Source organism: Mangrovicoccus sp. HB161399, assembly GCF_013184745.1.
In the GTDB taxonomy this organism is placed as follows: Bacteria; Pseudomonadota; Alphaproteobacteria; order Rhodobacterales; family Rhodobacteraceae; genus Mangrovicoccus.
The window spans coordinates 26523-52101 of sequence record NZ_JAATVU010000034.1 but is presented as its reverse complement, the minus strand read 5'-3'; the positions used below and the strand labels follow the sequence as shown (position 1 = coordinate 52101).

General features: G+C 67.1%; 29 protein-coding genes. 18 read left to right on the top strand and 11 right to left on the bottom strand.

Going from position 1 to position 25579, the window contains the following annotated elements; genetic code table 11:
* Window positions 1–28: 28 nt before the first annotated feature.
* A complete protein-coding gene (locus HCC78_RS18570; RefSeq protein ID WP_371743860.1) occupies window positions 29–277 on the bottom strand; it encodes a DUF2798 domain-containing protein in 249 nt (82 codons plus the stop codon).
* A 488-nt stretch (window positions 278–765) separates the two neighbouring features.
* Between HCC78_RS18570 and rpsM the strand changes: the two genes are divergently transcribed.
* The 15 genes from rpsM to HCC78_RS18495 all read left to right on the top strand — a co-directional run bounded on the left by rpsM (window position 766) and on the right by HCC78_RS18495 (window position 13451).
* Entirely contained in the window at window positions 766–1134 is a 369-nt protein-coding gene (rpsM, locus tag HCC78_RS18565; RefSeq protein WP_172330290.1) for a 30S ribosomal protein S13, read from the top strand.
* Between the two features lie 15 nt (window positions 1135–1149).
* Window positions 1150–1545, top strand: a complete 396-nt coding sequence (gene rpsK, locus HCC78_RS18560) for a 30S ribosomal protein S11 (RefSeq protein WP_138469806.1) — start codon at window positions 1150–1152, stop codon at window positions 1543–1545.
* 116 nt (window positions 1546–1661) lie between these two features.
* Entirely contained in the window at window positions 1662–2678 is a 1017-nt protein-coding gene (locus tag HCC78_RS18555; protein ID WP_172330289.1) for a DNA-directed RNA polymerase subunit alpha, read from the top strand.
* Between the two features lie 142 nt (window positions 2679–2820).
* A complete protein-coding gene (rplQ, locus tag HCC78_RS18550) occupies window positions 2821–3240 on the top strand; it encodes a 50S ribosomal protein L17 (RefSeq protein WP_172330288.1) in 420 nt (139 codons plus the stop codon).
* Between the two features lie 141 nt (window positions 3241–3381).
* Window positions 3382–4710, top strand: a complete 1329-nt coding sequence (locus tag HCC78_RS18545; protein WP_172330287.1) for a replication-associated recombination protein A — start codon at window positions 3382–3384, stop codon at window positions 4708–4710.
* Between the two features lie 31 nt (window positions 4711–4741).
* A complete protein-coding gene (gene crcB, locus HCC78_RS18540) occupies window positions 4742–5119 on the top strand; it encodes a fluoride efflux transporter CrcB (protein WP_172330286.1) in 378 nt (125 codons plus the stop codon).
* Window positions 5116–6165, top strand: coding sequence for an RluA family pseudouridine synthase (locus HCC78_RS18535; protein WP_172330285.1), 1050 nt, complete (start codon window positions 5116–5118; stop codon window positions 6163–6165). Before crcB ends, HCC78_RS18535 begins: the two co-directional genes overlap by 4 nt.
* Window positions 6162–6839: an HAD-IA family hydrolase gene (locus HCC78_RS18530; RefSeq protein ID WP_172330284.1), complete on the top strand. Its 678-nt coding sequence runs from the start codon at window positions 6162–6164 to the stop codon at window positions 6837–6839. The genes HCC78_RS18535 and HCC78_RS18530 overlap by 4 nt, the downstream gene beginning before the upstream one ends.
* A gap of 1 nt (window position 6840) precedes the next feature.
* Window positions 6841–7554 (top strand): ATP12 family chaperone protein, encoded by a 714-nt coding sequence (locus tag HCC78_RS18525; protein WP_172330283.1) that lies wholly within the window; start codon window positions 6841–6843, stop codon window positions 7552–7554.
* 431 nt (window positions 7555–7985) lie between these two features.
* Window positions 7986–9002 carry an amino acid ABC transporter substrate-binding protein gene (locus HCC78_RS18520; RefSeq protein WP_172330282.1) on the top strand — a complete coding sequence of 339 codons (1017 nt, stop codon included), beginning with the start codon at window positions 7986–7988 and terminating at the stop codon, window positions 9000–9002.
* Window positions 9003–9085: 83 nt separating this feature from the next.
* Complete coding sequence (locus HCC78_RS18515; RefSeq protein ID WP_172330281.1) at window positions 9086–10339, top strand: amino acid ABC transporter permease; 1254 nt, start codon at window positions 9086–9088, stop codon at window positions 10337–10339.
* A 1-nt stretch (window position 10340) separates the two neighbouring features.
* Window positions 10341–11639, top strand: coding sequence for an amino acid ABC transporter permease (locus HCC78_RS18510; protein WP_172330280.1), 1299 nt, complete (start codon window positions 10341–10343; stop codon window positions 11637–11639).
* Between the two features lie 9 nt (window positions 11640–11648).
* On the top strand, window positions 11649–12431 hold the full coding sequence (locus HCC78_RS18505) for an amino acid ABC transporter ATP-binding protein (RefSeq protein ID WP_305848694.1): 783 nt from the start codon (window positions 11649–11651) through the stop codon (window positions 12429–12431).
* Between the two features lie 115 nt (window positions 12432–12546).
* Window positions 12547–12909, top strand: coding sequence for a hypothetical protein (locus HCC78_RS18500; RefSeq protein ID WP_172330279.1), 363 nt, complete (start codon window positions 12547–12549; stop codon window positions 12907–12909).
* A 170-nt stretch (window positions 12910–13079) separates the two neighbouring features.
* Window positions 13080–13451, top strand: coding sequence for a 2Fe-2S iron-sulfur cluster binding domain-containing protein (locus HCC78_RS18495; RefSeq protein WP_172330278.1), 372 nt, complete (start codon window positions 13080–13082; stop codon window positions 13449–13451).
* A 24-nt stretch (window positions 13452–13475) separates the two neighbouring features.
* On the opposite strand, the gene HCC78_RS18490 is transcribed toward HCC78_RS18495, so the two are convergent.
* Entirely contained in the window at window positions 13476–13979 is a 504-nt protein-coding gene (locus tag HCC78_RS18490; protein WP_172330277.1) for a histidine phosphatase family protein, read from the bottom strand.
* A gap of 34 nt (window positions 13980–14013) precedes the next feature.
* Window positions 14014–14880 carry an acetylglutamate kinase gene (gene argB / locus HCC78_RS18485; RefSeq protein ID WP_172330276.1) on the bottom strand — a complete coding sequence of 289 codons (867 nt, stop codon included), beginning with the start codon at window positions 14878–14880 and terminating at the stop codon, window positions 14014–14016.
* A gap of 116 nt (window positions 14881–14996) precedes the next feature.
* Here argB and HCC78_RS18480 point away from each other — a divergent pair, with 116 nt between their 5' ends.
* From HCC78_RS18480 to HCC78_RS18470, 3 genes are all read left to right on the top strand, one after another.
* Window positions 14997–15728 carry an SDR family oxidoreductase gene (locus tag HCC78_RS18480; RefSeq protein WP_172330275.1) on the top strand — a complete coding sequence of 244 codons (732 nt, stop codon included), beginning with the start codon at window positions 14997–14999 and terminating at the stop codon, window positions 15726–15728.
* Between the two features lie 96 nt (window positions 15729–15824).
* Complete coding sequence (locus HCC78_RS18475; protein WP_172330311.1) at window positions 15825–16601, top strand: mannosyl-3-phosphoglycerate phosphatase; 777 nt, start codon at window positions 15825–15827, stop codon at window positions 16599–16601.
* Between the two features lies 1 nt (window position 16602).
* Complete coding sequence (locus HCC78_RS18470) at window positions 16603–17841, top strand: glycosyl transferase (protein ID WP_172330274.1); 1239 nt, start codon at window positions 16603–16605, stop codon at window positions 17839–17841.
* A gap of 54 nt (window positions 17842–17895) precedes the next feature.
* On the opposite strand, the gene yihA is transcribed toward HCC78_RS18470, so the two are convergent.
* The 8 genes from yihA to rnpA form a co-directional block, all read right to left on the bottom strand.
* Window positions 17896–18552, bottom strand: a complete 657-nt coding sequence (gene yihA / locus HCC78_RS18465) for a ribosome biogenesis GTP-binding protein YihA/YsxC (RefSeq protein WP_172330273.1) — start codon at window positions 18550–18552, stop codon at window positions 17896–17898.
* Window positions 18549–19190, bottom strand: a complete 642-nt coding sequence (locus HCC78_RS18460) for a CatB-related O-acetyltransferase (protein WP_172330272.1) — start codon at window positions 19188–19190, stop codon at window positions 18549–18551. The genes yihA and HCC78_RS18460 overlap by 4 nt, the downstream gene beginning before the upstream one ends.
* Window positions 19187–19927: an MOSC domain-containing protein gene (locus HCC78_RS18455; protein WP_172330271.1), complete on the bottom strand. Its 741-nt coding sequence runs from the start codon at window positions 19925–19927 to the stop codon at window positions 19187–19189. Before HCC78_RS18455 ends, HCC78_RS18460 begins: the two co-directional genes overlap by 4 nt.
* A complete protein-coding gene (gene yidC, locus HCC78_RS18450) occupies window positions 19924–21744 on the bottom strand; it encodes a membrane protein insertase YidC (protein ID WP_172330270.1) in 1821 nt (606 codons plus the stop codon). Before yidC ends, HCC78_RS18455 begins: the two co-directional genes overlap by 4 nt.
* Window positions 21745–22417: 673 nt before the next feature.
* Window positions 22418–23953: a bifunctional diguanylate cyclase/phosphodiesterase gene (locus tag HCC78_RS18445; RefSeq protein ID WP_172330269.1), complete on the bottom strand. Its 1536-nt coding sequence runs from the start codon at window positions 23951–23953 to the stop codon at window positions 22418–22420.
* Window positions 23954–24004: 51 nt separating this feature from the next.
* Window positions 24005–24889: a tRNA 2-thiocytidine(32) synthetase TtcA gene (gene ttcA / locus HCC78_RS18440; protein ID WP_172330268.1), complete on the bottom strand. Its 885-nt coding sequence runs from the start codon at window positions 24887–24889 to the stop codon at window positions 24005–24007.
* A 63-nt stretch (window positions 24890–24952) separates the two neighbouring features.
* A complete protein-coding gene (gene yidD, locus HCC78_RS18435) occupies window positions 24953–25174 on the bottom strand; it encodes a membrane protein insertion efficiency factor YidD (RefSeq protein ID WP_172330267.1) in 222 nt (73 codons plus the stop codon).
* Window positions 25171–25560: a ribonuclease P protein component gene (gene rnpA, locus HCC78_RS18430; protein WP_172330266.1), complete on the bottom strand. Its 390-nt coding sequence runs from the start codon at window positions 25558–25560 to the stop codon at window positions 25171–25173. The genes yidD and rnpA overlap by 4 nt, the downstream gene beginning before the upstream one ends.
* Window positions 25561–25579 lie beyond the last annotated feature (19 nt).

Below are 25579 nucleotides of genomic sequence, written 5' to 3'. Positions count from 1 at the left end.
CCGGGGCCCTTTTTTTCATGGCCGCGGGTCAGAGCCGGAAGGTCAGGCGCCCGAAGGCCCGCATCGCCAGCCCGGCGAGCCGGAAGGCCAGCGGGCCGACGCCCAGCGAAAGCACGAACGCGACGGGCCAGGCGAGGGCGAAGCGCTGCATCCAGGCCGCGATCCAGCCGTCGCCGAAGCGCATTGGCAGGGCGGTGAAAATGCCGGTCATCAGGAAGGCCATCATCGTCGAGATGAAGACTTGGGCGGTGATCAGGGTGGCTTTCGTCGGTGGCACGTCAGGTCCTCGGGCAGGGGGCATGGCGGGCACGCGCCGCCGGGCCCCGGTTGGGGTGGGCAGCCGCGGGATCGACATCGCGTCTAGCTCCCGCCGAGGCGGGGGACCGGGATAACCGGACCGGTCCAACGTTTTCCGACTGCTGCCGGGGTAGTCGAACCGTCCGGTTCGGTCAAGCCTGCCGCCGCCGGCCGCGGTCCGGGGCCGGAAATCTCCGGTTTGCGTCGCAGCTTGTTTTGTGACACACTCTCCGGGTCGCCGGGCCCCATGCCCGACAGATCCCACAACTGGGCGGGGTGTCGCAGATCGACCCTTGACCTAGCCTGCGATTCTCCATAATTCACGCCATCTCAACTGAGAATCGGCTGCCGCATTGCGCCCCGGCGCAGCGGATTCGCCGAAGATCGCCGCGCTGCCTGCCTCCTGGCGGGTTTGCGTTGTGAAAAAAGGTTCTGGAACTACGGAACCGCAACGAAAGGAAGAACCACGTGGCACGTATCGCCGGCGTCAACATCCCCACGGCCAAGCGCGTTCCGATCGCGCTGACCTATATCCACGGCATTGGCCCGCATGTCGCTCAGCAGATCTGCGAAGCCGTCAAGATCGACGTGACCCGTCGCGTCAACGAACTCTCCGACGAGGAAGTTCTGGCCATCCGCGAACATATCGACGCGAACTTCACTGTCGAAGGCGACCTGCGCCGCGAAGTGCAGATGAACGTCAAGCGCCTGATGGACCTCGGCTGCTACCGCGGCCTGCGCCATCGCCGCAACCTCCCCGTGCGCGGTCAGCGCACCCACACCAACGCCCGCACCCGCAAGGGCCCGGCGAAGCCGATCGCCGGCAAGAAGAAGTAAGGGGAGACCGGAAACATGGCACGTGATACCCGCCGCAATGCCGGCAAGAAAAAAGAGCGCAAGAACATCGCCGCAGGCGTTGCTCATGTGAACTCGTCGTTCAACAACACCAAGATCCTGATCTCCGACGTGCAGGGCAACGCGATCTCCTGGTCGTCCGCCGGCACGATGGGCTTCAAGGGCTCGCGGAAGTCGACCCCCTATGCCGCCCAGATGGCTGCAGAGGATGCAGGCCGCAAGGCCCAGGAGCATGGCGTCAAGACCCTCGAGGTCGAGGTCCAGGGCCCCGGTTCCGGACGTGAATCCGCACTGCGCGCCCTCGCCGCAGTCGGCTTCAACATCACCTCGATCCGCGACGTGACCCCGATCGCGCATAACGGCTGCCGCCCGCCCAAGCGCCGCCGCGTCTGACCGATTTCGACAAGCTTTGAACCGGCGGCATCCGGCCGCCGGTTCGATCCGTTCACAACCTCGGGTGTCGCGGGCCTTTGGACATGGGGCAGGCGGCGAGCATGGAGGCCACAGGCATGATCCAGAAAAACTGGCAGGAGCTCATCAAACCGATGCAGCTCGACGTTAAGCCGGGAAACGATCCCACGCGCCAGGCGACCCTTGTCGCCGAACCTCTGGAACGCGGCTTCGGCCTGACGCTCGGCAACGCGCTGCGCCGGGTCCTGATGTCCTCGCTGCAGGGTGCGGCCATCACCACTGTCCAGATTGACAACGTGCTGCACGAGTTCTCCTCGGTGGCGGGCGTCCGCGAGGACGTGACCGACATCGTGCTGAACCTCAAGGGCGTCGCGATTAAGATGGATGTCGAAGGTCCGAAGCGGATCACCATCCAGGCCCGCGGCCCTGGTGCAGTGACCGCCGGCGAGATTTCCGAATCCGCAGGCATCGAGGTCCTGAACCGCGACCACATCATCTGCCATCTCGATGACGGCGCCGATCTCTACATGGAGATGACGGTCGATATCGGGAAGGGATACGTCGCGGCCGACAAGAACCGTCCCGAGGACGCCCCGATCGGCCTGATCCCGATCGACGCGATCTTCTCGCCGGTCAAGAAGGTCTCCTACGACGTCCAGCCGACCCGCGAGGGCCAGGTGCTGGATTACGACAAGCTGACCATGAAGATCGAGACCGACGGCTCGGTCACCCCCGAGGATGCCGTGGCCTTCGCCGCGCGCATCCTCCAGGACCAGCTGCAGATCTTCGTCAACTTCGACGAGCCGGAAGCGGCCCGCGCCGAATCCGACGATGACGGGCTCGAGTTCAACCCGCTCCTCCTCAAGAAGGTGGACGAGCTGGAACTGTCCGTCCGGTCTGCGAACTGCCTGAAGAACGACAACATCGTCTATATCGGCGACCTGATCCAGAAGACCGAAGCCGAGATGCTCCGCACCCCGAACTTCGGCCGCAAGTCGCTGAACGAGATCAAGGAAGTGCTCTCGGGCATGGGCCTGCATCTCGGCATGGATGTCGAGGACTGGCCGCCGGACAACATCGAGGACCTGGCCAAGAAGTTCGAGGACCAGTTCTGATTTGACGCGCCGGGCGGATTGCAGTATCCGCCCGCGCAAATCCGCGGTTCCGGGTGCTCCGGGCCGCATGGGCAATTCCGCCCCACAAAGGAGGTCCCCGCACGCATGGGGGCCGGACAAAGCACCTTGAAAGGATAGACACATGCGTCACGCCCGCGGATACCGCCGCCTGAACCGCACCCACGAGCACCGCAAGGCGCTCTTCTCGAACATGGCCGGCTCGCTGATCGAGCACGAGCAGATCAAGACCACCCTGCCGAAGGCCAAGGAACTGCGCCCGGTGATCGAGAAGCTGATCACCCTCGCCAAGCGCGGCGACCTGCACGCCCGCCGCCAGGCGGCGTCGAAGCTGAAGCAGGACGCGCTGGTCGCGAAGCTCTTCGAAGTGCTCGGCCCGCGCTACAAGGACCGCCAGGGCGGCTACGTCCGCGTCCTGAAGGCCGGCTTCCGCTACGGCGACATGGCACCGATGGCGATCATCGAGTTCGTCGACCGCGACGTCGATGCCAAGGGTGCCGCCGACCGTGCGCGCCTCGAGGCCGAGGAAGCAGCCGAAGCATAAGCTTCGCCTGGGCGATTTTCCGAAGGGCGGGCCGATTGGCCCGCCCTTTTCCGTTTCCGGGCCTCTCCCCTCTCCCCGCCGGGGAGAGGGGCCGGGGGAGAGGGGCTTGCGCTGCGCCCGCAGAACGCCAAGATCCCTGCCATGGCCGATCTCTTCGACTCCCTTCCGCAGTCCCAGCCCGCCCGTCCCGCCGCGCCGGAGGGGCCGCGGCCGCTCGCCGACAGGCTGCGCCCGCAGCATCTGTCCGACGTGCTGGGGCAGGAGGCTGCGCTCGGCCCCGATGCGCCCTTGGGCACCATGCTGGCGGCGGGGCAGATCCCCTCGCTGATCCTCTGGGGCCCGCCGGGCGTCGGCAAGACCACCATCGCGCGGCTGCTCGCCCGCGAGGCCGGGCTTCACATGGTGGAGATCAGCGCGATCTTCGCCGGCGTCGCCGACCTGAAGAAGGTCTTCGAGGACGCCCGCCAGCGCCGCCGCGCGGGGCAGGGGACGCTGCTTTTCGTCGACGAGATCCACCGCTTCAACAGGGCGCAGCAGGACGGGTTCCTGCCGCATCTGGAAAGCGGGCTGATCACGCTGGTCGGCGCCACCACCGAGAACCCCTCCTTCGAGCTCAACGCCGCGCTCCTGAGCCGCGCCCATGTCGTCGTTCTCGCCCGGCTCGGCCCCGAGGCGCTGGAAGGGATGCTGGCCCGCGCCGAAGGGGATCTGGGCGCCGTGCTGCCGCTGACCCCAGAGGCGCGGGCGCATCTGCTGGCCATGGCCGATGGCGACGGGCGCAGCCTGCTGAACATGGCCGAGGTGATCGCCAGCTGGAAGCCGGAGGCGCCGCTCGACCCGAAGCAGCTTGGTCGGCGCCTGCAGCAGCGGGCGGCGAATTACGACAAGTCCGGCGACGGCCACTACAACCTGATCTCGGCGCTGCACAAATCGGTGCGCGGCTCGGACCCGGACGCCGCGCTCTACTGGTTCGCGCGGATGCTGGAGGGCGGCGAGGATCCCTGCTTCCTCGCCCGCCGCCTGACCCGCATGTCGGTCGAGGATATCGGCCTTGCCGATCCGCAGGCCCAGGCGGTCTGCATCGATGCCTGGCAGAGCTACGAACGGCTGGGCAGCCCGGAGGGCGAGCTGGCGCTGGCCCAGGCGGTGATCTACCTCGCGCTCGCGCCGAAATCGAACGCTGGCTATGTCGCCTACAAGGCGGCGCGCGCCCTGGCGAAGAAGACCGGATCGGTGCCGCCGCCGAAGCACATTCTCAACGCCCCGACCGGGCTGATGAAGGAGCAGGGCTATGGCGCGGGCTACGCCTATGACCACGATGCCGAGGACGGATTTTCCGGGCAGGACTACTTTCCCGAGGACATGGCGCGGCCCGATTTCTATACACCTGCCGACCGCGGCTTCGAGCGCGAGCTGGGCAAGCGGGCGGAGTATTTCGCGCGGCTGCGCGCGAAGCGGCAGGGCGGTTGACTCCGCGCCCGCGCCGGGAAAAGAGGGGCGCATGATCGACAAACTCGCCATGGTCGCCCTGGGCGGCGCAATCGGTGCCTCGGGGCGCTATCTTTCGGGTGTCGCGGCCATGCGGCTGCTGGGGCCCGGATTCCCCTGGGGCACGCTCTTCGTCAACGTGGTCGGCTCCTTTGCCATGGGGGTCCTGGTCACCGTGATGGCGATGAAGGGCGGCACGAAATTCGCGCCTCTGCTGACCGTCGGCATGCTGGGCGGCTTCACGACCTTCTCCAGCTTCTCGCTCGACGCGGTGACGCTGTGGGAGCGGGGCCAGGCCGGCCTGGCGGCGACCTATGTCCTGTCCTCGGTGCTGGTGTCGCTCGCGGCGCTCTTCGCCGGGCTGACCCTTGCAAGGATGGCCTTCCAATGAGCGGCGTGCAGACCATTACCGTGAGCGACTCCGAAGCGGACCAGAGGATCGACCGCTGGCTGCGCCGGATGTTCCCGCATCTCGGCCAGGGCCGGATCGAGAAGATGTGCCGCAAGGGCGAGCTGCGCGTCGATGGCGGCCGCGTGAAGCCGGCCACCAGGCTGGAAGCCGGCCAGACAGTGCGCATCCCGCCGATCCCCGATCCCGGCCCCGAGCAGGACAAGCCGCCGGTGCCGCGCATCGCCGAGGCCGATGCCGAGATGATGCGCCGTGCCGTGCTCTACCGCGACGACCACATCATCGCGCTGAACAAGCTGCCGGGCCTTGCCTCGCAGGGCGGCTCGGGCCAGACCCGCCACGTCGACGGGCTGGCAGAGGCGCTGCGCTTCGGCCTCGACGAGAAGCCGCGGCTCGTCCACCGGCTCGACCGCGACACCTCGGGCGTCCTGATCATGGCGCGGACCCGCAAGGTGGCCGATGCGCTGACCAAGGCCTTCCGTTCTCGCGAGACCCGCAAGATCTACTGGGCGATCGTTGCCGGCGTGCCGCACCCGGCGATGGGCACGATCAAGTACGGGCTGGTGAAGGCCGGCGGCCACGGGAAGGGCGGCGAGGGCGAGAAGATGCGCTGCGTCCATCCCCGCGATGTCGAGAAGACCGAGGGCGCCAAGCATGCCACGACCGACTACGCCGTGCTCAGCCCGCTGGGCAAGCGCTGCGCCTGGGTGGCGATGGTGCCGATCACGGGCCGCACCCACCAGCTGCGCGCGCACATGGCCGAGCTCGGCCATCCGATCGTCGGCGACGGCAAGTACGGCGGGTCGGGCCAGGAGAACCTGGGCGACGGCTGGGGCGCGCAGCTCGGCGGCGAGATCAGCCGCAAGCTGCACCTGCATGCCCGCAGCCTGACCATCACCCATCCGGTGACCGGCAATCAGCTGACCATCACCGCGCCCCTGCCCGAGCACATGGAGCGCACCTGGAAGACGCTGGGCTGGGACCCGGCGGACGTTCCGGCCGACCCGTTCGAGGATCCCGAGTTTTGACCCGTCTCCGCCTTGCGCTTTTCGATGTCGACGGCACGCTGGTCGACAGCCAGCAGCACATAAAGATGTCGATGGCCGCGGCCTTCGGCGCCGAGGGGCTGGAGACGCCGGCCGTCCCCGAGATCCTGTCGATCGTCGGCCTGTCGCTGCCCAACGCCGTCGCCCAGCTGGCCCCGGATCTGGAGCCGCATCGGATCGACCGGATGGTGGAGACCTACAAGGACGCCTATGCCTCGCTGCGCGGCGCCGATGCCGCGGCCTCCTCGCCGCTCTACGACGGCGCCCTGGCCTGTCTCGACGCGCTTGCGGAGGACGATCATGTGCTGATCGGCATCGCCACCGGAAAGTCGCGCCGCGGGCTGACGCATCTGCTGGAGACGCACGGGCTGGCCGGCCGCTTCGTGACCACGCAGGTTGCGGACGACCACCCGTCGAAGCCGCATCCCTCGATGGTGCTGGCGGCGATGTCGGCCTGCGGGGTCGGGCCTGCCGACACGGTGATGATCGGCGATACCGCCTTCGACATGGAGATGGGCCGTGCCGCGGGCGCGCGCCGGCTCGGGGTGGCCTGGGGCTACCATCCGGCGGCGCGTCTGGAAGCCTCGGGCGCGGAGCGCCTGGCGACGGCATATGCGCAGGTGCCGGGACTACTGAAAGACCTCTGGGAGAGCTGACATGGCAGGCTGGGTGCCGAAACGGTTCTGGAAGGCGGCCGATGTGGCGCAGGCCGATGGCGGCTGGACGGTGCATCTCGACGGCCGTGCGGTGAAGACGCCGGCCAAGGCGGCGCTGCTGCTGCCCTCGCGCGCCTTCGCCGAGGGCGTGGCTGCCGAATGGGACGCCCAGGGCGAGGCTCTCGATCCGGCGACCATGCCGCTGACCAAGCTCGCAAATTCTGCGATCGACAATGTCGCGCTGAACCATGCGGCCGTGGCCGACATGCTGGCAGGCTACGGCGGGACCGACCTGCTCTGCTACCGCGCCGACAGCCCTGCGGATCTGGTGGCGCGGCAGCGCGCCGCCTGGGACCCGCTGCTGGTCTGGTCGGCAGGCCGCTTCGGCGCGCCCCTGAATACCGGGGCGGGGATCATGCACGTCGCCCAGCCCGAAGCCAGCCTTGCCGCGCTGGCTGCCGAGGTCCATGCGCTCACGCCCTTCGAGCTGGCTGCCTTCCACGACCTGGTCGCGATGTCCGGCTCGCTGATCCTCGCGCTGGCGGCCGTCCATGGCGAGGCCGGGGCCGAGGCCGCCTGGGATGCCTCGCGCATCGACGAGGACTGGCAGGCCGAGCAATGGGGCGTCGACGAGGAAGCGGCGGAGACCGCCGCCCTGAAGCGCGGCGAATTCCTGACCGCCTACCGCGCCTTCTGCCTGATCCGCTCCTCCTGAGCATTGGATCCCGGCTCTCCCGGCGTGACGGCGGGGGAGGTCCGGACATCCGGCCTTGCCGGGGCGTCTGCGGAAGCCCGCCACTCCTCGTCCGTTGCTGTCCGAAAGCTGGCCGCCGGAGACGGTCCCGCGGTGCGATTCCACTTTGCCCACTTGCCGGGCATTTGCCCGAACACTCTGGCGCGACCCGATTCCGAGCGGTTGTCCTGCCGAAAAAGTGCTTGGCTCCATGCCCCTTTTTCGCCCGCGTTCGAAACATCTGCTGAAAAAGTCATCGTTTTCGCTGGGGGAAGGGGGGGCAGCCCCTTGACCCACGGCTGTTAAACTGCACGAATTCCGGCGGTGAGGGGCTCACCAAGACTAATAGGGACTGAAGCCGGAAGAGTGCACCGGCGAAAAACCGCTCAAGGCGGTCACAGGAAGAGGTACACATGACCAAAAAGGTATTTTGGGGCGCGCTGGCAGTTGCCGGCGTCGCGGCAGGTTTCGCATCTGCCGATACGCTCGACGACGTGAAGGCCCGCGGCGAACTGATCTGCGGCACGTCGACCGGCCTGGCCGGCTTCTCGGCGCCCGATGCCAATGGCCGCTACGAAGGGTTCGACGTCGCCTATTGCCGGGCTCTGGCAGCCGCCATCTTCGGCGACCCGGACGCGGTCGAGTTCAAGCCGCTGACCACCACCAACCGCTTCTCCGCGCTCTCCGCGGGCGAGATCGACATCCTGTCGCGCAACACCACCTGGACGCTGACCCGCGATGTCGACCTGAAGACCACCTTCGTCGGCGTCAACTACTATGACGGCCAGGGCTTCATGGTGCCGAAGGAACTGGGCGTGTCCTCCGCGCGCGAGCTCGACGGCGCCACCGTCTGCATCCAGAAGGGCACCACCACCGAGCTGAACCTGTCGGACTTCTTCCGCAAGAACAACATCAGCTACGAGCCGGTCCCGATCGAGACCAACGCCGAGGCCCAGCAGCAGTACCTGGCCGGTGCCTGCGACGTCTACACGACCGACGCCTCCGGCCTGGCCGCGACCCGCGCCTCCTTCGAGAACCCGGGCGACCACATCATCCTGCCGGAAATCGTGTCGAAGGAGCCGCTGGGTCCGCTCGTCCGCCACGGCGACGACCACTGGGCCGACATCGCCCGCTGGACTCTGAACGCGCTGATCACCGCCGAGGAACTGGGCGTGACCTCCGCGAATATCGAGGAGCTGTCGGCGTCGACCGAGAACCCGGAAATCGCGCGCCTGCTGGGCACCGAGGGCAACCTGGGCGAGATGCTGGGCCTGTCCGCCGACTGGGCGAAGAACGCGATCATGGCCGAGGGCAACTACGGCGAGATCTTCGAGAAGAACATCGGCGAGAGCACCCCGATCGGCCTGGCGCGCGGCCTGAACGCGCAGTGGACCGAGGGCGGCCTGATGTACTCCCCGCCGTTCCGCTAAGGCAATCGAGGGCGCGGTTCATTCCGCGCCCTCAGTCCATCCGGAGATCCGTTCCGGCAGCCTTACCCCCCGAAGGAGTACCAATGGCCACTGTCAGCGAACCGCCGCAGGGCGGATTCCAGCTTTCCCAGCTGATCTACGACACGCGCTACCGCTCGATGACGATCCAGATCGTCACCCTGATCGCGGTCCTGTCGCTGATCTTCTGGCTCGGCGCCAATGTCGCGTCGAACCTCGCCGCTCTCGGCAAGCCGATCGATTTCGGTTTCCTCGGAGAACCGGCGAACTACGACATCAACCAGATGCTCATCAAGTACACGAGCCAGGACACCCATGCGCGCGCGGCCTTCGTCGGCCTGCTGAACACGCTGCTGGTGGCCTTCCTCGGCTGCATCCTGGCGACCGTGGTGGGCGTCGTGGTGGGCGTGCTGCGCCTGTCCTCGAACTGGCTGATCGCGCGGGTGATGACCATCTACGTCGAAACCTTCCGCAACGTGCCGGTGCTGCTGTGGATCGTTCTGGCCATGGCGATCCTGATCGAGGCGCTGCCGCAGCCCCGCGACTTCCGCGGCGACGATCCGGCGGCCTCGATGTTCCTCGACTCGGTAGCCCTCACCAACCGCGGCATCTACATGCCCGAACCGCTGTTCTCGCGCAGCCTCGGCGAATTCTCGTTCTTCGGCATCTTCGACATCTCCAACGACCTGCTGGTGCTGCTGGCCGTTCTGGCCGCGGGCATCTTCGCGGCCAAGCAGATCGGCAAGCGCGCCGACCGCATCCAGAACGCCACCGGCGAGCGGCCCAAGACCTGGTACATGTCGCTTGGCGTGATCGCGGTTCCGCTCATCGTGGTGCTAGTGCTGCTGGGCTTCCACCTGGGCTATCCCGAGCTCAAGGGCTTCAACTTCCAGGGCGGCATCTACATGCGCAATTCCTTCATTGCGCTCTGGCTGGCACTCAGCCTCTATACCGCCGCCTTCATCGCCGAGATCGTGCGCGGCGGCATCATGGCGATCTCCAAGGGCCAGTCCGAGGCCGCGGCCGCGCTCGGCCTGCGCCCCAGCCGGACCATGCGCCTGGTGATCCTGCCGCAGGCGCTGCGGGTCATCATCCCGCCGCTGATCTCGCAATACCTGAACCTGACCAAGAACAGCTCGCTGGCGATCGGCGTCGGCTACATGGATCTGACCGGCACGCTGATGGGGACCTCGCTGAACCTGTCCGGGCGGGAGCTGGAATGCGTGATGCTGACCATGCTGATCTACCTGGCGATCTCGCTGTGCATCTCGGGCGTGTTCAACATCTACAACCAGCGCGTCAAGCTGAAGGAGCGGTGAGATGGCTTTCGAACCCTATGTCCGCACCCAGATGCTCGACCCCAAGCCCGCGCCGGTCACCTCGGTTGGCCCGGCAGGCTGGCTGAAGCGCAACCTGTTCGACGGCCCTGGCAATTCGGTCCTGACGCTGGTGACGATGGTGGCGATCTTCCTGCTGCTGGCGCATCTGCTGCCCTGGATGTTCCTGTCGGTCTGGAATGCCGACAGCCTGGCCGAATGCCGCCAGATCATCGACGAGACCTACGGCCTCGACCATTCCGGCGCCTGCTGGGCGGTGATCCACGACCGGTTCTTCCAGCTGGTCTACGGCTTCTACCCGTCCGAGCTCTACTGGCGGCCGAACCTGACCTTCGTCCTGATGCTGGTTGCGCTGGCGCCGGTGCTGTTCACCCATCTGCCGCGCAAGATGATGATCTTCTCGGCGCTGTTCCCCTTCATCGGGGCCTGGCTGCTCTGGGGCGGCTCGATCTGGACCCCGCTGGCGGCGCTGGCGGGCTTCGCCCTCGGCGGCGCGGCCTACCGCTACGGCTCGGCGGTCAACGGCATCCTTGCCATTGCCGCGGCCGTCCTGGTGCCGGTCATCTGGTGGATCTTCCTGATGGGACCGATCGCGCGCGGGCTGCACGCCGTCATCCCGCTGGGCATCGAGGTGGTGGAGTCCAATCAGTTCGGCGGCTTCATGGTCTCGATCGTGATCGGCATAACCGCCATCACCCTGTCGCTGCCGCTCGGCATCATGCTGGCGCTGGGACGGCAGACGAACCTGTTCATCGTGCGCGCCTTCTCGGTCGGCTTCATCGAGTTCATCCGCGGCGTGCCGCTGATCACGCTGCTGTTCGTCGCCTCGACGCTGCTGAACTACTTCATGCCGCCGGGCACCAATTTCGACCTGGTCGTGCGCGTCATCATCATGGCGACGCTGTTCTCGTCGGCCTATATTGCCGAGGTGATCCGCGGCGGCCTCGCGGCGCTGCCCAAGGGCCAGTACGAGGCGGCTGACAGCCTCGGGCTGGACTACTGGCAGGCGCAGCGGCTGATCATCATGCCGCAGGCGCTGAAAATCGCCATCCCGGGGATCGTCTCGACCTTCATCGGCCTGTTCAAGGACACGACGCTGGTCTCGATCATCGGCATTCTCGATCCGATCGGCCTGTCGAACGCGATCCGCGCCGACAACGCCTGGAACGGCATCTACTGGGAGCTGTTCGTCTTCATCGGCTTCGTCTTCTTCATCTTCTGCTTCTCGATGTCCCGGTACTCCATGTACCTGGAACGCAAGCTCAACACCGGCCACCGCTGAGGAAATCCCATGACCGACACTGCCGTGAACACCGCCCCGGGCATGACTATCTCCGACGAGGTGGCCATCTCGATCCAGAACATGAACAAGTGGTACGGCCAGTTCCATGTCCTGCGCGACATCAACCTGACCGTCTACCGCGGCGAGCGGATCGTGATCTGCGGGCCCTCCGGGTCCGGCAAATCCACCATGATCCGCTGCATCAACGCGCTGGAGGAACACCAGGAAGGCAGGATCACCGTCGACGGCACCGTCCTGTCCTCGGATCTGAAGAACATCGACAAGATCCGCTCTGAGGTCGGGATGTGCTTCCAGCATTTCAACCTCTTCCCGCATCTGACGATCCTGGAAAACTGCACGCTCGCCCCGATCTGGGTCCGCAAAATCCCGAAGAAGGAAGCGATCGAGACCGCGATGCACTACCTGGAAAAGGTCAAGATCCCCGATCAGGCCAACAAGTATCCCGGCCAGCTCTCGGGCGGCCAGCAGCAGCGGGTCGCCATCGCGCGCTCGCTGTGCATGCGGCCCAAGATCATGCTCTTCGACGAGCCGACCTCGGCGCTCGACCCGGAGATGATCAAGGAGGTGCTCGACACCATGATCCAGCTCGCGGAGGAAGGCATGACCATGCTCTGCGTGACCCACGAGATGGGCTTCGCCCAGGCCGTGGCGAACCGGGTGATCTTCATGGATGCGGGCCAGATCGTCGAGCAGAACGAGCCGAAGGCCTTCTTCAACAACCCGCAGAGCGACCGCACCAAGCTGTTCCTCAGCCAGATTCTCGGGCACTGACGCCCGCGCAGGGGGCGGTCCGCCGTCCCCTGCCATCCGCGCCCGCGGAAATCCTCGCGCTGCCGCCCGGGCCGGGTAACATGGCACCGCAAGGAGTCCAGCCCGGAGCGCCGCCATGAACGTCTTCCCCTTTTCCGCCATCTTCCGCGCGCCCCTGTCGGGGGATGTCGCGCAATCCATCGCGCCGGATTTCGCCGGGGTGCCCGAGGTAGAGCGCCGCATCGTCGAGGATGTCGCCAGCTACGGCAGCCAGCTCGGCACGCTGTTCGATGCGCTGAAGGAGCTTGCCGACCGGGACCCGGCGCTGCGGCAGGAACCGAAGATGGCGAAGGCGCTGGAATTGCGCGGCAGGATCGAGGCGGCGAAGGCCGCCGAGGCCGCAAGCATCCGAGACCGTGCCGAGCGGCTGATGGACAGCCTGCACGAGCTTGCGCCCGAACTGCATGCCGAGCTCCTGGCGCGCGAAAGCGCCCGCTGATCCGTCGCGGATCCGACAATTGTCGGTCCCGGGCCCCGCAAACGGGCCGGAAGCGCGGAATTTCCCTTGGCCTGGTCCCTGCTTCGACAGGGTACCGGAGGATTGTCTTCCGGCACGTGACCTGGCTCGCCCGGCCTCCCGCCCGGCCAGCCGCAAGAAGGGGACCAATCATGGCCAACGTAACTTTCTCGTCGCCGATCATGCACCAGGACAAGACCGTCTATGCGATCGCCGGCAACACCAAGACCGTGCTCGGCCTGGCGGAAGAGCACAACATCCCGATTCCGTTCGAATGCCAGAACGGCAATTGCGGCTCCTGCCTGATCGAAGTGGAGTACTACAGCCCCGAGAGCAAGATGAGCCTCGCCCTGACCGAGAAGGAGAAATCCAAGCTGAAGGAGCTGGGCAAGCTGACCGCCGCGGAGATCGAGGCGGCCGAGGTGAACGACATGCCGCCGCGCTGGCGCCTGGCCTGCCAGTTCGTCGCCCGCGCCGAGGACGTGCGGATCATCTTCTCGGGCGAGCCGGGCGGCGCCGTCTGAGCCGGCCCAGCTGAGCCGATGCGCTCAGGGATGACCGGGCAGGTCGCGGGGGACGAAGAAATCGACCAGCCGCGCCCTGCCGCTTTCCAGTCCGGCCCAGTCCTCGATCTCGGCGATCAGCGTGGCGCCGGTCGGGTAGATGCCGAATTTCGGATGGGCGGGACCTGCCGCCAGCAGCCGGTGCGCCAGCGCGCCGATGCCGGGATTGTGCGCGACCATCGCCACCAGCTGGCCGGTGGCGCCGTGCAGCACCGACAGCATCGTCTCGGGCGAGGCATGGTAGAGCGAGGGCAGGATCTCGGCCGCGGCCGCGCCGGGCAGCTCCGACGAAATGCCGGCCCAGGTTTCCTGGGTGCGGCGCGCGGAGGAACAGAACACCTGGTCCGGCACCAGCCCGCGCGCGGCGAGCTCCTGGCCGATCAGCGGTGCCGCGGCCCGGCCGCGGGCATTCAGCGGCCGGTCATGATCGCTGGGCACCTCGTGCGACCAGTCGGACTTGGCGTGGCGGGTGAGGATCAGGCGGGGCATGGAGGTCTGTCCTGCTTGCAGCGCGGGCCGCGGCTCAGCCGCGGCGGATCATCGAGCCGACGCCGTGATCGGTGAACAGCTCCAGGAGGCAGGCATTCGGCACGCGCCCGTCCAGGATCACCGCCGCCCGCACGCCGCGGGCCAGCGCGTCGAGCGCGGTCTCGGTCTTGGGGATCATCCCGCCGGCGATCACGCCGGAATCGGTCAGCTCGCGGATGTGGGTCGCGGTCAGTTCGGTCATCACCTCGCCGGCCGCGTTCTTCACGCCCGCCACGTCGGTCAGCAGCAGAAGCCGCCGCGCCTGCAGCGCGCCGGCGATGGCGCCCGCCGCGGTGTCGCCGTTGATGTTCATCGTCTCGCCGTCGCGGCTGACGCCGAGCGGCGCGATGACAGGGATCAGCTCGCCCGCGGTCAGCGTTTCCAGCAGGCGCGTGTCGACGGTCTCGGGCGTGCCGACGAGGCCCAGCGAGGGATCGTCCTGGCGGCAGATCATCAGCCCGGCATCCTTGCCGGAGATGCCGACCGCGCGGCCGCCCTGATCGTTGATCGCCTGCACGACGCGCTTGTTGATCAGGCCCGACAGCACCATCTCGACCACCTCGACGGTGGCGGCGTCGGTGACGCGCTTGCCGTTGACGAATTCCGACTGGATGTCGAGACGCTTGAGCATCGCGTTGATCATCGGCCCGCCGCCATGGACGATGACCGGATTCACGCCGACCTGGCGCATCAGCACGATGTCGCGGGCGAATTCTTCCATCGCCTCGTCCGAGCCCATGGCGTGGCCGCCGAGCTTGATGACGATCGTCGCGCCTTCGTAGCGCTGCAGATAGGGGAGGGCTTCGGACAGGGTCCGGGCGGTTGCGATCCAGTCGCGGGTCTGGGACATCTGTTTCTTCATCTCGCGCACCTCGGGGGACGTCCCGTCCTAATCCGTCGCGCATGATCACTCAAGGGCAGCTTTCAAACCCGGGGGACTGCGCCTAGATTGCGCAGGTAACGAGGAAGGAACGTGCCATGGCATCCCAGAAGACCCTGCTCCTGACCGGCGCGAGCCGCGGGATCGGACATGCGACGGTGAAGCGCTTCTCCGCCGAGGGCTGGAGGGTGCTGACCTGTTCGCGCCAGCCCTTCGATCCGCGCTGTCCCTGGCCGGGCGGCGAGGAGAACCACATCCAGATCGACCTCGGCGATCCGCAGAGCACGATCGAGGCGATCGAGGCGATCCGCGGCAAGCTGGAAGGACGTCTCGACGCGCTGGTCAACAATGCGGGGATTTCCCCGAAGGACGGAGAGGGCGGGCGGCTGAACACGCTGGAAACCGACCTGCGGACCTGGGGAAAGGTGTTCCACGTGAACTTCTTCGCGCCGATTGTGCTGGCGCGCGGGCTGAAGGACGAGCTGTCGGCCGCCAAGGGCGCGGTGGTCAACGTGACCTCCATCGCCGGCAACCAGATCCATCCCTTCGCGGGGGCCGCCTATTCGACCTCCAAGGCGGCGCTGAAGGCGCTGACCCGGGAAATGGCGCATGATTTCGGGCCTATGGGCGTGCGGGTGAACGCGATCGCGCCGGGCGAGATCGAGACCTCGATCCTGTCTCCGGGAACCGAGAAGATCGTCGAGACCCTGCCGCTGCGCCGGCTCGGCCAGCCCTCGGAGGTCGCCGACGTGATCTTCTTCCTGTGCTCGCCGGAATCCTCCTATGTCACGGGCACCGAGATCGAGGTGAATGCCGGGCAGCATGTCTGAGCCTTGCTGCGACGCAGCACTTGGCAGCGCTACCATTTTCGTGTTCCCTGACCCGGCCGGCTTCTTCCGCCGGCAGCAGCGGAACGGAACAGCGCCCTGACCTGGATTGTCTTCACCGATCTCGACGGAACGCTCCTCGACCATGCAAGCTATGACTGGTCGCCGGCCCGCCCGGCGCTTGCGCGGCTGAAATCGCTGGGCATCCCGGTCGTCCTGGCCAGCTCCAAGACCGCGGCGGAAATCGCGCCGCTGCATGGCGCGCTCGGCCTCGGCGATGCGCCCGCCATCGTCGAGAACGGTGCCGGGCTCTGGAAGCCCGGGACGGAGGACGGCGCGGACGATGCCTATCGCCGGCTGCGCTGGCTGCTGGACGAGGTGCCGCCCGCGCTCCGCGCGCGGTTCTGCGGCTTCGGCGACATGACGGACGCCCAGGTCGCGGCGATCACCGGCCTTGCGCCGGATGCCGCGCGGCTGTCGCGGCAGCGGCATTTTTCCGAGCCGGGGCTGTGGCAGGGAACCGATGGGGACCGTGCCGCATTCCTCGATGCGCTGGAGCGCCTGGGTATCGCCGCGCGCTCCGGCGGGCGGTTCCTGACGCTGTCCTTCGGCGCGACCAAGGCCGGGCGGATGGCGGAAATCGCCGCGCGCTACGGCGCGGAGACCACCGTGGCGCTCGGCGATGCGCCGAACGACCGCGAGATGCTGGAAGCCGCCACCCATGGCGTCGTCATCCGCAACGACCACGGCCCCGGCCTGCCCGAGCTGGCAGGCGAGGCAGAGGGGCGCATCCGCCGCACGGAGGCCGCAGGCCCCGAAGGCTGGAACGCCGCAATCCTGGATCTGACCGCGGGCCTCGTGCCGCAGGAGAGCTGACATGGCTGACTTCCACCAGAACGGCAACATCGCGCAGTTCCACAACCTCCGGTCCCGTCCCTTGGAGGAGATGCTCTACGAGATCGAGACCTATGCCCAGACGCGCAAGATCAGCCTGATCCTGCCCTCGCTCTATTCCGAGCTGGAAGGACCGGCGCTGGCCAACATCCTCGCCGAGCTGGGCAAGGTGCGTTACCTGCACCGGATCATCATTGGTCTAGACCGCGCCGACGAGCGCCAGTACCGCATGGCGAAGGACTTCTTCGCGCGGCTGCCTCAGAACCACGTGGTGATCTGGAACAGCTCGCCCAGGATGCTGGACATCGAGGAGCGGCTTGCCGCGCTCGGCCTCGCCCCGCCGGAGCCGGGCAAGGGCAAGAATGTCTGGACCTCGATGGGCTACCTGATCGCCTGCGCCGATTCCTCGATCATGGCGACGCATGACTGCGATATCGTCACCTATGACCAGGAGATGCTGGCGCGGCTGATCTATCCGGTGGCCAACCCGAATTTTCCCTACCAGCTGTCGAAGGGGTTCTATCCGCGGATCGGCGACGGCAAGCTGAATGGCCGGGTGACGCGGCTGCTGGTGTCGCCCCTGCTGATCGCGCTCAAGAAGGTGATCGGCGACCGCGACTACATCGACTACCTGCGCAGCTTCCGCTATCCGCTGTCGGGGGAGGTCGCGCTTCGTACCGGCATCCTGCCCGACCTGCGCATTCCGTCCGACTGGGGGCTGGAAATCGGCGTGCTGTCCGAGGCATGGCGCAACTTGGGTCCCGGCGCGGTCTGCCAGGTGGAGATTTCCGACGCCTATGACCACAAGCACCAGGAGGTCAGCGCCGATGTCGCCAATGACGGGCTGAACCGCATGTCGACGGACATCTGCAAGGCGATCTTCCGCAAGCTTGCGGTGGACGGCACGGTCTTCACCACCGACACGTTCCGGACGCTGAAGGCGGTCTATTACCGCCGCGCGCTCGACATGGTCGAGGTCTACGCCCATGACGCCAAGATGAACGGGCTGAGCCTCGACCGGCACCGCGAGGAGCTGACCGTCGAGCTGTTCGCCGAGAACATCACCCGGGCCGGGCAGATTTTCCTGGAAAGCCCGCATGGCAGCCCGTCGATGCCGAACTGGAGCCGCGTCCATGCCGCGGATCCCTCGCTCATGCAGGACCTGCGCGCTGCTGTGGCGGCGGACGAGGCGGAATTCGCGGCCGAGCCCTTCGTGGCCTGAGCCGGGCGGGCGAGGGGCGCCCCCCTCTCCCGCACCCTCTCCCCCGGGACGGGGTCAGTCGGCGAGGAGGCTGTTGATGGTGCTGCGCAGGGTGGGGATGCCCTCGCCCTTCTCGGAAGAGGTCAGGATCAGCTCGGGATAGGCGGCCGGGTGCTTCGACAGCGCCTTGGCGACCTGCTCCAGAAGCTTGGGATATTCCGAGGTCTTGATCTTGTCGGCCTTGGTCAGCACCACCTGGAAGGTGACGGCCGACTTGTCGAGCAGCGTCAGGATCTCGTCATCGACCTTCTTGATGCCGTGGCGGCTGTCGATCAGCACGAAGGCGCGGCGCAGCGTCGGGCGGCCGGACAGGTAGTTCTTCATCAGCTCCTGCCATTTCGCCACCGTCGCCACCGGCGCATTGGCGAAACCGTAGCCGGGAAGGTCCACGAGATAGAGCGCGTCGCGCTCGAAATAGTTGATCTCCTGGGTGCGGCCCGGGGTGTTCGAGGCCCGCGCCAGTCCCTTGCGCCCGGTCAGCGCGTTGATCAGCGAGGATTTCCCGACATTCGAGCGCCCGGCGAAGCAGACTTCGACCCGGTCGGCAGGCGGCAGGCCGGACATGGCGACCACGCCCTTCACGAAATTGGTGTCGCCGGCGAAGAGCTTGCGCCCCGCCTCGCGGGAGATGTCGTCCGGTTCCTCGGCGAGCGGGAAGGGGAGCTGCGTCATGTGGCGGCCTCCAGTGCCTCGATATCTGCGCCGCGAATGGCGTTCAGGTTGCGGGTGATCTTCTCCGCCGGCCAGTCCCACCAGGCAAGGGCCAGAAGGCGCTCGACCGTGGCGTCGTCGAAGCGGCGGCGGATCTCGCGGGCCGGGTTGCCCGCTGCGACCGCATAAGGGCGCAGGTCGCCGGTGACAACCGCCTGCGCGCCGATCACCGCGCCCGCGCCGATCGTGACGCCCGGCATCAGCACAGCGCCGCGGCCGATCCAGACATCCGGGCCGATCACCGTGTCGCCGCGATGCTCCGCCGTCCAGGTCTCCGGATCGAACCCCTCTTCCCAGCCATGGCCGAAGATGTTGAAGGGAAAGGTCGAGAAACCCGACATCGCGTGGCTGCCGCCGTTCATCACGATCTGCACCTCCGCGGCGATCGCGCAGAACGGGCCGATCTCCAGCCGGTCGCCGATGAAGCCGTAGTGGTAGAGCACCTGGCGGCCGAAGAAATCGCCGTGGCCGGCCGCGTCGTCCCAGTAGGAGAAGCGACCGGCGGAGACATTTTCCCGGCCTGCGGCCAGCGGCGCAAGGAAGGTCACCGCCGGAGCATGGGGCATCGGGTGCAGCGCGTCCGGATCGGGTCCGGTCATAGCACCGCGACCGCGTCGCCGACCGAGATTTCGCCCTTGGCCACCACCTTGGCGTAGACGCCGAAATCGCGGTGGCCCCAGCTGCTGCTGAGGGTCGGCAGGATGTCGAGATCGCGGATCCCGGTCTCGGGATTGGCATGGGTGGCCAGGCAGCGGGTGTTGCGTTCCACCACCTGGAGCACGGCCGAGCCGATGGCGATGCGCTTGCCGACCCAGGTCCATTCCTCCCAGGGCTCGGCGCCGTCGATCCACAGGTTGCCGCGGAACCGGCGCATGTCGATCGCGGGGACGCCCGCCACCCGGGCCAGATCCCGCAGCGAGGCGAGGTTCAGCACGGAGACCGAAGGATAGTCCATGTCGGACATGCCCTCGGCGGGCGCCTTCACCAGCTTGGCGGGACGCGGCAGCCCCTCGGGCCAGAGGTTGCCGATCCAGTCGATCAGCCGGCCGCCCTCGGTCGCGGGGTCGAAGCTGAGCGGCGTGCGGGCCGGGTGGCGCAGGTCGATGCCCTGCGTGGTCGTGGTGGCCTCGACTGCCATCAGCGCCGGGCCGTTGGCCCCGCGCAGGAAGTTCGAGCATTTCTGCCAGGCGCCGGTATCCTCGCTGCCCTCGCGAAGGAGCGCCCATGCGCGGTCCCCAGAAACAGGAAGACCCGGCTCAAGATGAGCCGAGTCCAGTCCTTCGGTACCGATTCCCTTGATCGGGTGCCGCCATATATGGGCGAGCGTCAGGGTCATTCGGCGTCCTTCTTCTTGCGCTTCAGGAACTTGAAGCCGTCCTTGATGTTGCCGAAGATGTCCGGCTTGTACCCGTGCCGGCGCATGATCGTGTACTGCTGGATGAAGGTCAGCGAGTTGTTGGTGATCCAGTAGAGCACCAGGCCGCTGGCGAAGTTGCCCAGCATGAACATGAAGACCCAGGGCATCCAGGCGAAGATCATCTGCTGCGTCGGGTCGGCGGGCGCCGGGTTCAGCTTCTGCTGCAGCCACATCGAGATGCCCAGCAGGATTGGCAGGACGCCGAGCGAGAGGATCGCGAAGATGCTGCCGGCTTCCGGCACGCCCCAGGGCAGCAGCCCGAACAGGTTCAGGATCGAGGAGGGATCCGGCGCGCTGAGGTCGCGGATCCAGCCGATCCAGGCGGCGTGGCGCAGTTCCAGCGTGACGAAGATCACCTTGTAGAGCGAGAAGAAGATCGGGATCTGCAGGAGGATCGGCAGGCAGCCCGCGGCCGGGTTGACCTTCTCCTTCTTGTAGAGCGCCATCATCTCCTGCTGCATCTTCATGCGGTCGTCGCCGGCGCGTTCCTTGATCTTCTCCATCTCCGGCTGGAGTTCCTTCATCTTCGCCATGGAAGCGTAGGACTTGTAGGCCAGCGGGAAGAGCAGGACCTTCAGGATCATGGTAAGGACGATGATCGACCAGCCCATGTTGCCGATGATCGCGTGCAGGTGGTGCAGGAGCCAGAAGATCGGCTTGGTCAGGAAGAAGAACCAGCCCCAGTCGATCGAGTCGATGAAGCGGTCGACGCCTGCGGCCTGGTAGTCGCGGATGGTTTCCCATTCCTTGGCGCCGGCGAAGAGCTGGGTGGTGACCTCCTGGGTCTGGCCCGGCTCGACCGTGACGGTCGGCAGGCGCGCCTCGGTCTGGTAGATGTCGGCGCTCGGGATGTACTTGGCCACCGAGGAGAAGCTCTCGCCCTGGGCCGGAATGAGCGTGGTCATCCAGTACTTGTCGGTGAAGCCGATCCAGCCGCTGTTGGTGACGTCGATGACCTCGGCGGGAGCCTGCTCGCGCGGCACGACCTCCAGATCGGGCATCTTGGCGTACTTGATCTCTTCCAGCGCGCCGTCGCTCATTCGCACGACGCCTTCGTGGAGGATGAAGAACTTCTTGGTGTCGGGTTCGCCATGGCGCGCGACCAGGCCGTAGGGGGCAAGGCGCTGCGCGGTGTCCGTGGTGTTCTCGACGCTCTGGGTCACGGAGAACATGAACTTGTCGTCGACCGAGATGGTGCGGCGGAAGATCAGGCCGTTGCCGTTGTCCCAGGCCAGGGTGACGGGCTTGCCGGGGGCGAGGGTGCCGCCGCTTTCCTGCTGCCAGGGCGTGGTCGCGCCGGGAACCTGGTCGAAGTCCAGAGAGCCGCCCGGCGCCCAGCCGTAGAGCGCGTAATAGGCCTTCGGCTTGCCGACCGGCGAGAGCAGGTTGACCAGCGGGCTGTCGGGATCGAGCGTCTCGCGGTAGTTGCGCAGCGACAGCTCGTCGATCCGGCCGCCGGCCAGCGAGATGGAGCCGGTCAGGCTGGGCGTGTCGATCTCGATGCGCGCGGCATCCGCGACGGCGGCCGCGGCGGCATCGACGCGCTGCGCGGCGACGCCGTCCTGCACGCCGGGCGGGGCCGGTGCGACGCTGTCGCCGGCGCTGTCGGCGGTCTGTTCTGCGGCCGGGGTCTCTGTCTGCGGCGTTTCCTGTGGCGGGAACAGGAAGAACCAGCCCATCAGGACGACAAAGGACAGCACCGTTGCTAGAATCAGGTTCTTGTTTTGATCATCCATCGCACACGCAGCCTTCGGGGTTACCAGGTTGGGCCGGTTCAACAGGCGGGAGGTGGAAAGGTCAAGCGGATATAGCCGAATCCGCATGGAAGGGCCGCTTCCGCCGCGGTTCCGGGCGGGTCTGCCGCTGTCCCCGGCGGCGGTCCGCACTGCAGCATGCGCGATCTCCGGGGCAGTCCGCCCTGTGGCGGGATTTTCCTTTTCCGCGGCGCATTTGTTTCTGGTCGCGGGCCGCGTGCGGGCGGCCCATGGCAATGCCGCATTGCAGCACCCGTTGCGCGGCTGCCGGGTCGGCGCGTGCCGGAGGAAAGAGTGGCCGGCCGGCATTTTCTTCCGGAGAGCGCGGACTTTGGCGGTGCGGCGAGCTCCGTTGTCCCGTTTCGGGATGCAGGCGCGAGCGGGGCTGGTGCCGTTCCGGCGCCCTGGCTGGTCCTTCGGCAAGTGGCGCGGCTGCGCTGGCGCAGCGGGCCGGCCCCGTCAGCGGGCTGAATAGGGAGTCGAACGCGCCCCGCCGTTTGGCGGGGCACCATTGTTCTGCTGCAGAAGAGCCAGCCGGCCATGGCAACGGCCAGCTTGCGGGCCATGCATCGCACCGGCAAGCATGCTGTCTTGGGGAAAAGGGCGCCTGGCGTGTCCGGGACTGCCGAAGCGGTTCCGGCACGCGGCAGGGGAGTCAGCCGGTCTTGCGGCCGATTTCCGGCGGGGCGACCAGCTTGGCATTGTGATCGGCAAGCCAGCCGATGGTATCCTCGAACGGCATGGGACGGCCGATGCCGTAGCCCTGGACATGGCCGCAGCCCAGCTGGGACAGCATCGTGTGTTCGCCCACCGTTTCCACGCCCTCGGCGAGCGTGTCGAGTTCCAGCCGCTCCGCCATGGTGAGAATTGCCGCCACCATGCGCTGCTGCTCGCGGTCCTCGTCGACCCGCATCACGAAGGAGCGGTCGATCTTCAGCCGGCTGACGGTGAAGCGGCGGATATTGGTGATCGAGGAATGGCCGGTCCCGAAATCGTCGAGATCGATGCGGCAGCCGAGCCGGGACAGCCCGGTGACGTTGCGGCTGACGCTGTCATCGGCACTGTCGGAAATCACGTTTTCCAGCACTTCGACGGTCAGGCGGTCCGGCGCGAGGCTGAACCGGTCGAGCTCCCAGGCGATCCGGTCGACGAGGGTCGGGTTGCGCAGCTCATCAAGCGAGAAGTTGACGCCGATCGTCGGGACGTCCACCTGGGCGCGGTCCCAGGCCTTCAGGGCCGAGAGGCTGTTGTAGAGAATCACCTCTCCGAGCCGCTCCAGCAGCCCGGCCGCCTCGATCGCGGGCAGGAAATCGGCCGGGGAGACCATGCCGCGATCGGGATGCGACCAGCGCGCCAGCGCCTCGAACCCGGTGACCCGCCCTGTATCGGTGCTGATCTGCGGCTGGAACCAGGGGCGGATCTGCCCCTGTTCCAGGGCTTCGCGGACCTCCTCGATAAGCTTCGACTGGGACATGCGGCGGCGGTGGAGCTCGACCGAATAGGCACGGACGGAGCCGGGGCCGCGGGAATGCGCCTCGCGCAGCGCCGCCTCGGCGGTTTCCACCAGGCTGTGGCCGGTGACGTCGGGGACGCGGTCTGGCTGGCTGAAGCCGGCCGAGACCGAGACATGCACCCGCGACCCTTCAAGCAGCACCGGTTCCGACGCGGTTCTCTGCAGCCGGGCGCAGATCTGGAGCAGGGATTCGAGATCGGCGCGGGCGGAGGGCGTCAGCACGATGCCGAAGACGCCGTCGCCGAGACTGCCCACCGTGTCGGTCTTGCGCATGCCGCCCTGCAGGCGCTGCGCGACCTGGGCGAGGATCTCGTCCGTGGCCCGCATGCCCAGCCGGTCGCGCATCAGGCTGAAATCGTCGATCGACACCAGGATGCAGGCCGTCGTCCTGCCGCTCTCGGCGCTTTCGCGCAGGATCTTCTCGGCGGTGTCCTCCAGACGGGTGCGCTCGATGTCGAAGGGGGTCTTCCACGGACCGGAGACCGTGCTCCGTTGAGACCGCAGCAGCGCGAGGAGGGCGGTCGCGAGCGGCACGCCTGCTGCGGCAAGGTAGAGCCCCGCCTCGCCGAACAGCCAATAGGCCCCGAGGGTCAGCGCCGGAACTGCAACCATCAGGTTCGGCAAGGTCATCGCCTCGGAGCGCCAGTCGCGCCGCAGGCCGGGCAGGGGCCACTTCATGTCTCGTCATCCATCCCATCGGTGCCGCAGGGGCAGCCTAGGGACAGGAGGTCATTCAAATGTTAATCGCGGCACGCCAGATTGTGCGGAATCTTCGTCCAATTCGACGGAACGACGTTCCAGTCCCATGAAATCGAAGAGCTTCGGGTCGAGCAGATGCGAGGGCCGCGCATTCATCAGGGCGCGGAACATCTTCTGGCGGCGCCCCGGCGCGTTCTTTTCCCAGCCGTCGAGAATCGCCTTCACCTGCTGGCGCTGCAGCCCGTCCTGGCTGCCGCAGAGATCGCAGGGGATGATCGGATAGTTCATCGCCTTGGCGAAGCGCTCGCAATCGGCCTCGGCGACATGGGCGAGCGGGCGGTAGACGAAAAGATCGCCCTCCTCGTTCACCAGCTTCGGCGGCATCGTCGCCAGGCGCGAGCCGTGGAACAGGTTCATGAAGAAGGTTTCGAGGATGTCGTCGCGGTGATGGCCGAGCACGACGGCGGAACAGCCCTCCTCGCGCGCGATCCGGTAGAGGTTGCCGCGGCGCAGGCGCGAGCAGAGCGCGCAGTAGGTCCGGCCCGCGGGGACCTTGTCCATCACGATGGAATAGGTGTCCTGGTACTCGATCCGGTGCGGAACGCCCATCTTTTCAAGGAATTCCGGCAGGACCGTGGCCGGGAATCCGGGCTGGCCCTGGTCGAGGTTGCAGGCCAGGATCTCCACCGGAAGGAGCCCGCGCCACTGCAGTTCGTGCAGCACGGCAAGCAGGGTGTAGCTGTCCTTTCCGCCCGAAAGGCAGACCAGCCACCGTGCGCCGCGCTCCACCATGCCGTATTGCTCGATCGCCTCGCGGGTATCGCGCACGATCCGCTTGCGGAGCTTCTTGAACTCCGTGGTCGAAGGGGCGCCGTGGAACAGCGGGTGGATGTCGTCGGCGTCGTCGTCGAACATGGCAGGGCCTCCGGTCATGGGGCGGTACAGGGCCTCCCGCCGGGTGCGGGAAAGCCCGGAGCGTCACTCGGGGACGTTGTCGATGCCCGATCCGCCCCAGGGATGGCAGCGCAGCAGCCGCCGGATCGTCAGCCAGCCGCCTTTCAGGCCGCCATGCTTTTCCAGCGCCTCGAGCGCATAGGCCGAGCAGGTCGGCTGGAAGCGGCAGCCATGGCCGACCCAAGGCGAGCCGACGAGCCTGTAGGCCCGCACAGGCAGCGCCAGCAGATGCGCCAGCGGAGTCATGCCTTCCGTTCCCGCGGGCGGTGCACCTTCTCCAGCGCGCGCGCCAGATCCTTGAGCATCGCATCGAAGGGATGCGTCGCAGTCACGCCGGGCCGGCCGATCAGGACATAGTCCCAGCCGGGCTGGCCGAGCTGCGGCAGCACCTCGGCGGCAACGGCCCGCAGCCGGCGCTTGGCGCGGTTGCGCGCCACGGCGTTGCCGACCTTTTTCGAGCAGGTATAGCCCACACGCACCAAGCCCGCCGCGGAACTGTCGTTCCGCTGGCGGGCCTGAAGGGTGAAGGCATCCGTGTGAGCGCGCCCTGCACGGGCGGCACGCAGGAAGTCAGCCCGCTTCCGCAGGATCTGCGGATGCGGCAAGGTTGGTCCGCTGGGCGCCTCTGGCATCAAAGGACCGCCCGGCAGC